The organism is Luteibacter sp. P4_D7_3, assembly GCF_056401735.1.
Genome location: NZ_JBFUIT010000130.1, coordinates 1 through 10243 on the forward strand (window position 1 = coordinate 1; position 10243 = coordinate 10243).

7 protein-coding genes and 1 riboswitch are annotated in these 10243 nt (G+C 65.1%); of the genes, 5 read left to right on the forward strand and 2 right to left on the reverse strand.

Features of this window, described 5'->3' with window-relative positions:
* Window positions 1–830 (reverse strand): LysR family transcriptional regulator (locus tag AC1DSN_RS12570; protein WP_477330942.1); only part of this gene is annotated, 830 nt, incomplete at its 3' end.
* Window positions 831–926: 96 nt separating this feature from the next.
* Here AC1DSN_RS12570 and AC1DSN_RS12575 point away from each other — a divergent pair.
* From AC1DSN_RS12575 to AC1DSN_RS12595, 5 genes are all read left to right on the forward strand, one after another.
* Window positions 927–1751: an SDR family oxidoreductase gene (locus AC1DSN_RS12575; RefSeq protein WP_477295834.1), complete on the forward strand. Its 825-nt coding sequence runs from the start codon at window positions 927–929 to the stop codon at window positions 1749–1751.
* Between the two features lie 216 nt (window positions 1752–1967).
* A riboswitch (glycine riboswitch) is annotated at window positions 1968–2064 on the forward strand.
* A gap of 41 nt (window positions 2065–2105) precedes the next feature.
* Window positions 2106–4976, forward strand: a complete 2871-nt coding sequence (gene gcvP, locus AC1DSN_RS12580; RefSeq protein WP_477330944.1) for an aminomethyl-transferring glycine dehydrogenase — start codon at window positions 2106–2108, stop codon at window positions 4974–4976.
* A gap of 247 nt (window positions 4977–5223) precedes the next feature.
* A complete protein-coding gene (locus AC1DSN_RS12585; RefSeq protein ID WP_063570854.1) occupies window positions 5224–5895 on the forward strand; it encodes a carbonic anhydrase in 672 nt (223 codons plus the stop codon).
* Window positions 5892–6770, forward strand: coding sequence for a bestrophin family protein (locus AC1DSN_RS12590; RefSeq protein WP_477330946.1), 879 nt, complete (start codon window positions 5892–5894; stop codon window positions 6768–6770). Before AC1DSN_RS12585 ends, AC1DSN_RS12590 begins: the two co-directional genes overlap by 4 nt.
* A 122-nt stretch (window positions 6771–6892) precedes the next feature.
* Window positions 6893–9286, forward strand: a complete 2394-nt coding sequence (locus AC1DSN_RS12595) for a GH92 family glycosyl hydrolase (RefSeq protein ID WP_477330950.1) — start codon at window positions 6893–6895, stop codon at window positions 9284–9286.
* 102 nt (window positions 9287–9388) lie between these two features.
* Here AC1DSN_RS12595 and AC1DSN_RS12600 read toward each other — a convergent pair.
* Window positions 9389–10243, reverse strand: an 855-nt coding sequence (locus AC1DSN_RS12600) for an HAD-IC family P-type ATPase (protein WP_477330948.1), incomplete at its 5' end; no start/stop codon positions are given.

A 10243-nucleotide genomic window follows, 5' to 3' on the forward strand; every position in this document is an offset into this window, starting at 1 on the left:
GGGGGGTAGTAGACGCTCAGGCCATCGAAGTACGGAGACCAGTCTTCGAGCACGGGCACCAGGCGACCGTCAGCGATATAAGGCGCCACGTTCCACTCACTGGTCCATATCAAGCCCATGCCGTCGAGGGCCGCCGCGACCATGAGGTGGTGGCTGTCGAGCCCGAGCGGTCCGTCGACGTCAATGCGGCGTTCCTGCCCGCGCTTCTCGAATTCCCAGCGGTACCAGGTGCCGCTGGGAAGACGGCTACGGATACACGTGTGTGTCAGAAGATCCTCGGGCACCTTCGGCTTGCGTCGGTCCTTGAAGTACGCGGGCGAGCCGGCCACCATGAAGCGCAGGCGACCCGTGCAGCGCACGCCGACCATGTCCTGCGGCACGTCTGCCGCAATCCGCACGCCTGCGTCGAAGCCCTCGGACACGATGTCGACAAGGCGGCCCTCGGTAACGATGTCCAGGCGCATCTCAGGAAAACGGCGCACATATTCGAAAAGCATCGGCTCGAGAATCATCGAAGCCGCGCCCTCGGACGTGTTGATGCGCAGGGTGCCGGTCGGACTGTCGCGGAAGGCGTTGGCCGCTTCCATCGCCGCGGAGATCTCACCGAGCGCCGGGCGGATACGCGCGACGAACTGCTCGCCCGCCTCGGACAGGGACACGCTTCGCGTGGTGCGATTGAAAAGACGCACGCCCATGCGCTGTTCCAGGGCAGCGACGGCATGACTGAGGGCCGACGGCGACATACCCACGGCTATCGCAGCACGGCGGAAGCTCTGGTGTGTCGCTACAGCGAGCACCGCCTGCAGTTCAATGAGACCAGCCTTGTGCATTGTGCGAAATCCCGCATCGATACGTCCCGGATAAGCCTGATTGTTAGTACACCGGGACGCAACTAGTTTGTCTGGGATCACCCACAGGAATTCGTCATGACCCAGACCGTCCTCATTACCGGCGCTTCGACCGGCTTTGGCAAGGCTGCCGCCCTGCACTTCGCGACACATGGCTGGCAGGTGGTCGCCACCATGCGCAACCCGGATGCCGGAGCCGACCTGGCAGCCAACAAAAACATCCTGGTCACCCGCCTCGATGTTCAGGACCTCGCGAGTATCGACGGCGCCATCGTCGAAGGCATCGATCGCTTCGGCGGTATCGACGCGGTGGTCAACAACGCCGGGTTCGGTCTGTTCGGCATCTTCGAAGGCGCCAGCCGCGAGAAGATCCAGGAACAGTTCGACGTGAACGTGTTCGGTGCGATGGACGTGACTCGCGCCCTCCTCCCGCATTTCCGCGCGCGCCGTCGCGGCACCATCATCAACGTGAGTTCCGGCGCCGGCGTTTTCGGTTTGCCGATGATCTCGCTGTACAACGCGAGCAAGTTCGCACTGGAAGGGTTCTCCGAGTCTCTGTCATACGAACTCGCCTCCCAGGGCATCACAGTGAAGATCGTCGAGCCCGGCGGCGTGCTCGACACGAAGTTCGGCGCACGATCATCGGACGAGTTCGGCAGCGCTTCCGTACCCGCGGGCTACGAAGACTTCGTCACGGCCACGGGCAAAGTGTTCGAGGGTCTACGCGCCAGCCGCCATGCCACCTCCGAAGATGTCGCCAAGGTGATCTTCGAGGCGACGACGGATGGCACCGACCGTTTGCGCTATGTGGCGACGGACGATATCCAGCCCTTGGTGAAGGCGCGGCGGGAGACTTCGGAGGAGGCTTATATGCATTTCATGCGCGAGCAGTTCCGCGCCTAGCGCACTTCGACAGGTGTAGCGCTTACGCTTCAATCGCACACGATTTATATGACTGTTTGAGCCCTTCGGGTCCGGCGCTACGGGAGCAGACTGACGCACCGTGGCGGCCGCCGCCTGTATAATCCCCGCCAGCAACACCCGGTGGGAGAAGCGGAGGGATCCGCTGCCGAAGGCGCAACGCCCGTAATCGCTCAGGCCCCCATGACCACCGGCGTGCTTCATCACTCTGGAGAGACCGGTTAAATCCGGCGCCGAAGGTGCAAGAGGCTTCCTAAGCCTCCAAACTCTCAGGCAAAAGGACAGAGGGGCGCCCCACGTGCCGGCACGGCACGTTCTTTCGGATGCCTCCAAGTCATGAGCCAGAAAAACTCTCCTTCGCTGCGTGAGCTCGAGAACCATGGCGCGTTCATCGAACGCCACATCGGTCCGAACGATGCCGAGATCGCCGAGATGCTCCGCGTCGTCGGCCACGACACGCTGGACGCGCTGACCGACGCCATCGTTCCCGGCTCGATCAAGTCGCCCGCCCCGCTCGCCCTGCCTGCCGCGGTGACCGAGGAAGAAGCGCTGGCGAAGATCCGCACCATCGCCGACCGCAACACCGTCTTCCGCAGCTTCATCGGCCAGGGCTACTACGGCACGCTCACGCCGAACGTCATCCTGCGCAACGTGCTCGAGAACCCGGCGTGGTACACGGCCTATACGCCGTACCAGGCGGAGATCTCGCAGGGCCGCATGGAAGCGCTGATCAACTTCCAGACGATGGTCGCCGACCTCACCGGCATGGATATCTCCAACGCCTCGCTGCTCGACGAAGCCACCGCGGCCGCCGAAGCGATGACGCTGGCCAAGCGTTCGGCCAAGTCGAAGTCCAACGTCTTCTTCGTCTCGAAGGATGTGCACCCGCAGACGCTCGAAGTACTGCGCACGCGCGCCGATGGCATCGGTATCGAGCTGCACGTCGGTGATGACGCCGAAGGCGCCACCGTCGACAGCTTCGGCGTGCTGCTGCAGTACCCGAATACCTTCGGTCGTGCGAACGACTACAAGGCGCTGGCTGACGCGACCCACGCGCGCGGCGGTATCGTCTGCGTCGCCACCGATCTACTCGCCCTGACGCTGCTTGCTTCCCCGGGTAGCTGGGGCGCGGATATCGTCGTCGGCAACACACAGCGTTTCGGCGTGCCGTACGGCTTCGGTGGCCCCCATGCCGCTTACCTCGCCTGCCGCGACGCTTATAAGCGTTCCATGCCGGGCCGCCTGATCGGCGTCTCCGTCGACACCGAAGGCAAGCCGGCYTACCGCCTCACCCTGCAGACCCGCGAGCAGCACATTCGCCGCGAGAAGGCCACCTCCAACATCTGTACCGCGCAGGTGCTGCTCGCCGTCATGGCCAGCATGTATGCCGTGTACCACGGTCCGGAAGGCCTTACCCGCATCGCGCGTCGCACGCATCGCCTCACCGCGATCCTCGCCGGCGCGCTCGGCAAGGCCGGCGTGGCTGTGGGTGGCGACTATTTCGACACGCTCCACGTGACCGGCGTCGATGCCAAGGCGATCCATGCCAAGGCCGCGGCTGCGAACGTCAACCTGCGCGCCATTGACGCATCCAGCGTCGGCATCAGCCTCGACGAGACCACCACGCGGGCGGACGTCGCCACGCTGGCTTCCGTCTTCGGCGCGAACGCGAACGACATCGACACGTTGGATGCCGCGACGGCCGATGCCCTGCCGTCGGGCCTCCTGCGCAACACCGACTTCCTGCAGCATCCGGTATTCAACACGCACCACAGCGAGCACGAACTGCTTCGCTACCTGCGTGGCCTTGCCGACAAGGACCTCGCGCTCGATCGCACCATGATCCCGCTCGGCTCCTGCACCATGAAGCTCAACGCCACCGCCGAGATGATTCCGGTGACGTGGCCGGAGTTCGCCAACATCCATCCGCTCGCTCCGGCCAACCAGGCCCAGGGCTATAAGCAGCTGATCGACGAGCTGGAAGCGATGCTTGTCGAGTGCACCGGCTACGACTCGGTGAGCCTGCAGCCGAACTCCGGCGCCCAGGGTGAATACGCCGGCCTGCTCGCCATCCGCGCCTACCACCGCTCGCGCAATGAAGGCCATCGCGACATCTGCCTGATTCCGGAATCCGCGCACGGCACCAACCCGGCGTCGGCGCAGATGTGTGGCATGACCGTCGTGGTCACGCGCTGCGATGCCAACGGCAATGTGGACGTCGACGATATTCGTGAGAAGGCCGAGAAGTATTCGGACCGCCTCGCCGCGATCATGATCACCTACCCGTCCACGCACGGCGTGTTCGAGGAAGACGTGGTCGCCATCTGCGACATCGTGCACAAGCATGGTGGCCAGGTGTACACCGACGGCGCCAACATGAACGCGCTGGTCGGCGTGGCCAAGCCGGGCAAGTGGGGTTCGGACGTCTCGCACCTCAACCTGCACAAGACCTTCTGCATTCCGCACGGCGGCGGCGGCCCGGGCGTCGGCCCGTGCGCGGTCAAGTCGCATCTCGCTCCGTTCCTGCCGCGTACCTTCGGTGGTGAGGGCGACGTGGGCATGGTCAGCGCCGCCAGCTTCGGCTCGGCCTCGATCCTGCCGATCTCCTGGATGTACATCACGCTGATGGGCACCGAAGGCCTGCGCAAGGCGACCCAGGTGGCCCTGCTCAACGCCAACTACATTGCCAAGCGCCTCGCACCGCACTACGACACGCTGTACACCGGTCGTAATGGCCTTGTCGCCCACGAGTGCATCCTCGACCTGCGCCCGCTCAAGGACGCCACCGGCGTCGGCGCGGAAGATGTCGCCAAGCGCCTGATCGACTTCGGCTTCCACGCCCCGACCCTTAGCTTCCCGGTCGCCGGCACGCTGATGGTCGAGCCGACCGAGAGCGAATCCCAGCACGAACTGGACCGCTTTATCGACGCCATGATCCAGATCCGCGACGAGATCCGTGCGGTGGACGACGGTCGCCTGGACCGCGAGGACAACCCGCTGCGCAACGCCCCGCACACGGCCACCATGGTCACGGGCACCGAGTGGACCCACGCCTACCGGCGCGAACTGGCTGCCTTCCCGCTGCCCTCGCTGAGGCTGTCGAAGTACTGGCCGCCGGTGTCCCGCGTGGACAACGTCTACGGCGACAAGAACGTGATGTGCGCCTGCATCCCGATCGATGCGTACAAGGAAGACGCCGAGGCCTAAGCCTCTGGGTGTTGAGGCCGGCCGGGGAAACCCGGCCGGCCTTTTTCCTTTGTAGGAGCCGATTCATCGGCGATGCTCTATGTGGGAGCCGATTCATCGGCGATGCTCTATGTGGGAGCCGATTCATCGGCGATCCCGCGGCAGCGGGCCAGGTCGCCGCGAGCCCCATCGCCGCTGAAGCGGCTCCCACATACAGCCCCCTGCGTTTGTCTTAAACTGTTCGCCTAGCTTTTCCAAGGCAACGAAAATGACCCAGGAAACTCCGCGCGACGACAGCCTCCTCGGCCTGCTCAAGGGCGTCGAGGACTTCAGCCACAAGGTTTTCCCCGAGCCGGAAAACCGCAAGCTGTTCAGCGAGCTGGCCGAAGGCCAGACCCCCCATACCCTCTTCATCACCTGCGCGGACTCCCGCGTGGTGCCGGAGATGATCACCCAGACCCAGCCGGGCGAACTCTTCGTCTGCCGCAACATCGGCAATATCGTGCCGGGTTACGGCGAGATGCTCGGTGGCGTGTCCGCCGTGGTCGAGTACGCCGTGATGGTGCTTGGCGTGCAGCATGTCGTGGTCTGCGGCCATACCGATTGCGGCGCCATGAAGGGCCTGCTCAACCCGGACTCCACCAAGGACCTGCCCACGGTCGAAGCCTGGCTGCGCAATGCGCAGGCGGCCAAGAGCGCCGTGTTCGCGCGCAAGCTCGAGGGCGCCGATGCCATGCAGGCCGTGATCGAAGAGAACATCCGGCTGCAGCTGACCCATCTCCGATCCCACCCCGCCGTCGCGGCCGCGCTCGCCAACGATGCGATCAACCTGCTCGGCTGGGTCTACGACATCGGTGACGGCACGATCACCGTGCTCGACGAAACGGACAACACGTTCATTCCCCTGTCCGAAGCGATCAAGCGCGAGCACAAGGCGTGATCCTTCCCGGCCGCGCGCACCTGGGCCACATCCTGCGGTATGTGGGCAAGCCGCTGATCTGGCTGCTTGCGTGGGACGTGGCCGTGACCGCTTTCTGGTTCGTGATGCATCCCCGGTGGACCGCGGAGTTCCCGGCCCTCCCCCTCACGCTGCTCGGCTCGGCCGTGGCCGTCTACCTGAGCTTCCGTAACACCACCGCCTATGCGCGTTGGTGGGAGGCGCGCACGCTCTGGGGCGCGATGGTCAACGCCTCGCGCACGCTTGCCCGTGAGGCCTTGACCATGCTGCCGGAGCGCGCCGCCGCGGTCGCCGTGGCACATCGCCAGATCGCCTATGTGCATGCCTTGCGGCTGCACCTGCGCCGGCAGGCGCCGTGGGACGAACTATCGGCGCGCCTGCCCGCTGACGAGGTGGAAAGGCTGCGCGGCGTCACCAACGTGCCCAACGCGATCCACGCGCGCACCGGTACGTTGATCGCCGACGCAAAGCCCGATCCGATCCTGCTGACCGCACTCGCGCGCACGCTCTCGGATATCTCCAACACCCAGGGCGGCATGGAGCGAATCAAGAACACGCCGCTGCCACAGCAGTACGCCACCTACCCCGCCATCTTCACGCATGGCTTCTGCATCCTCCTCCCGCTCGGCCTCGTCGAGACGCTGGGCCTGTACACGCCCCTGGGTTCCACGGTGGCCGGCTTCCTCTTCCTCGCCCTGCTGCAGATCGGCAACGACATGCAGAACCCCTTCGAGAACCTCGAAGACGACGTGCCCCTCACCACGCTCACCCGCGGCATCGAGATCGACCTGCGCGACGCACTCGGCGAAACGCATGGCCTCGAGCCGGCGAAGCCGATCGACGGGATCCTCTGGTAGCACGCTCTCCCGGCTGACGGCATGGTGCAGCGCATCCATGACCGTTGGCACACGACCCGGGCCTCGATTCGTATTTCAATCGATATAAATACCGGTCCCACGGAGATCTGCCCTTGCGCGCGATGCACCCGTTCGTCCTTGCCGCCGCCCTGTTGCCCGCGGCCGTCGCCGCTGCCTCCGGTCCTGCCGCCCTCGTCAATCCGCTGATCGGCACGGCTAACGGCGGCAATGTGTTTCCGGGCGCCGTCGTGCCCTTCGGCATGCTGCAGTTCTCCCCGGAAGCCTCGCCGCTCCCCGGCAAGAAGTCGCCGATCGCCGCACCGGGTGGCTACGAATACCGCGCCGACGCGATCCGCGGCTTCAGCCTGACCAATGTCGAAGGCTGGGGTTGTGCCGGCGGCTCGGGCGACGTGCCGATCATGCCGATCAGCGAGGACGTGACGACCTCTCCGTCGACCGACTTCCGGCACGCCTATGCGTCGAAGTTCTCGCACGCGAACGAGGTGGCCAAGGCCGGTCACTACCACGTGACACTCGATAACGGCGTCACCACCGACCTCACCGCGGCCCTGCATTCGGGCGCGGCGCGCTTCGCCTTCCCTGCCGGCAAGCCAGTCAACGTGCTCGTGCGCGCTTCGGATTCCGAATCGGGCTCCGAGAAGGCGACGGTTACCATCGACCCGGCCCATCAGCGCATCAGCGGCGACGTCACCAGCGGCAACTTCTGCGGCTACATCAACGAAGCGGATCGTCGCAGCTACTACACCGTCCACTACGTGATCGAATTCGACCAGCCCTTCGCGACCACGGGCACCTGGCAGGACACCACCGTCACCAAGGGCGGAAAGCAGGCGCAAGGCGGCACGGGTTACGGCGAGAAAGGTTTTCCGGATGYCGGCAAGGGTTCGGGTGCGTGGGTCGGCTTTGCGAAGGGCACCAGCGCGGTCAACGTGCGCGTCGGCATTTCGTATGTGAGTACCGCGAACGCGCAGGCCAACCTCGACGCGGAAAACCCGAAGGGAACGACGTTTGAAGCGCTGCGTGACAAGGCGGTCGACGCGTGGAACGCACGCCTGTCACATATCGACATCGAAGGCGGCACGCCGGACCAGCGCACCGTGTTCTACACCGCGCTCTATCACTCACTGATGACCCCCAACGTGTTCAGTGACGTTAACGGCGAGTACACCGGTTTCGACAACAAGGTGCACAAGGTCGCCGGCACCCAGAAGGCGCAGTACGCAAACTTCTCCGGTTGGGACGTCTATCGCTCCCAGCTGCCGATGGTCGCCTGGCTCGAGCCGAAGACAGCGAGCGACATCGCGCAGAGCCTCTACAACCAGGCCCAACAGAACAACGGCGTGTGGGACCGCTGGACGCACAACAACGGCGGCACGCATGTCATGAACGGCGATCCCGCCGCCGCCKCGGTCGCAGGCATCTATGCCTTCGGCGGCCGCGACTTCGACGCCAAGGGCGCCCTCGCCTCGCTCGTCCACGCCGCCGACAACCCGACCGCCCTCGACCTGTCGCACGACGGCTGCGAAGTCGAATGCGTCGGCCAGCGTCCCGGCCTCGATGCGTGGCTCAAGCTGCATTACATCCCGGTCGGCGCACCCGCATGGGGACCGGCTGCCGACACGCTGGAAACCGTCGCGGCCGAGTTCGGCATCAGCTCACTGGCAGCGCGCCTCGGTGACACGGCCACCTCACAGCGTTTCCTCAGCCGCGCCCAGTACTGGCGCAACCTGTTCGACCCCAAGGCCACGCCCGAAGGCGGCTACATCCGCAATCGCAACGCGGACGGCAACTGGGCGCTGATCAAGGACGACGACAAGGAGGCCCCGCATGCGTTCACGCCGTCGACCGAAGACGGCTTCGTCGAAGGCAGCGCGGCACAGTACGTGTGGATGGTGCCGTTCAACGTCGGCGGTCTGTTCGACGCCATGGGCGGACGCGAGAAGGCGCGCAAGCGACTCGACGCGTTCTTCTACCAGCCGGACGGCACGTTCGCCGTCACCAAGTCCGGCCCGCTGCATGCGGAGCTGGATAACGAACCGTCCATCGGCACGCCCTGGCTCTACAACTTCGCCGGYCAGCCGTGGAAGACGCAGGAACTCGTGCGCCGCGTGCTCGACACCATCTGGGTGAATGCCCCCAACGGCATTCCGGGCAATGACGATCTTGGCGAGATGTCGTCGTGGTACGTCTTCGCCRCACTGGGCGTGTATCCGTCCATTCCGGGTCGTGCCGAGATGGTCGTGGGCAGCCCGCTGTTTACGAAGGCCACCGTGCATCGACCGGATGGCGATGTCGTGATCGAAGCGCCGAACGCTGGCATGGGCAAGCCCTATGTCACGGCCCTGAAGGTCGACGGGAAGGTCAGCACGAAGTCGTGGCTGCCCGAGTCCTTCGCGCTCAAGGGCGGCAAGCTGGAGTTCGAGTTGTCGGATAAGCCGAACAAGGCCTGGGCAACGAAAGCGGCAGACGCCCCGCCCTCGTTCGACAAGAAGTAATCGCTCATGCTGTTGTAGGAGCCGATTCATCGGCGATTGGGTGCTTGCCGCGAGCACCCATTCGCCGATGAATCGGCTCCTACAGAAGGCCAGAGACCTGCTTTAGATGGTGACGCGCCGCAGGCGCAGCGCATTCCCCACCACCGACACCGAACTCAGGCTCATCGCCACCGCCGCAATCATCGGCGACAGCGTGATGCCGAACACCGGGTACAGCACCCCCGCCGCCAACGGCACGCCCACCGCGTTATAGACAAACGCGAAGAACAGGTTCTGCCGGATGTTCTTCACCGTCGCCTCAGAGAGCGCACGGGCACGCGCAATACCCGCAAGATCGCCCTTCAACAGGGTCACCGACGCGTTCTGAATGGCGATGTCGCTGCCATTACCCATGCCGATACCGATATCCGCCGCAGCCAGTGCCGGAGCATCGTTCACGCCATCACCCGCCATGGCCACCTTCGCACCACCCGCTTTCAAGGCGTTGACGATGTTCGCCTTGTCCTCGGGCGAGGCACCCGCGTGCACTTCGTCGATAGGTAGCGTCGAGGCCACTGCCTTCGCCGTCGCTTCGTTGTCGCCCGTCAGCATGACCAGCCTCACACCCGCCGCGTGCAGGGCATCCAGCGCCGGCTTCGTCGAGGGCTTCACCGCGTCAGCCAAGGCCAGCACCGCAGCGAGACGGCCGTCGATCGCCATGTACATCGCGGTGGCACCCTTCGAGCGAGCCTTGTCAGCGACATCGCGGCCCGCGGCAACATCGACGCGCTCGTCCTCCATGAGATCCGCGTTACCCAGCGCAATATCGTGCCCATCGACACGACCGCTGACGCCGCGACCGACCACCGCCTGGAAACCGGTGATCTTCGGGATGACCAACCGCTCGGCTTCCGCCGCAGACACGATGGCTGAGGCGAGCGGATGCTCGCTCGGCTGCTCGACCGAGGCGGCCAGCGC

Coding starts and splice junctions, on each gene's coding strand:
- AC1DSN_RS12585 (WP_063570854.1), top strand. CDS start 5,224: ATGACCCAGGAAACTCCGCGCGACGACAGCCTCCTCGGCCTGCTCAAG.
- AC1DSN_RS12575 (WP_477295834.1), top strand. CDS start 927: ATGACCCAGACCGTCCTCATTACCGGCGCTTCGACCGGCTTTGGCAAG.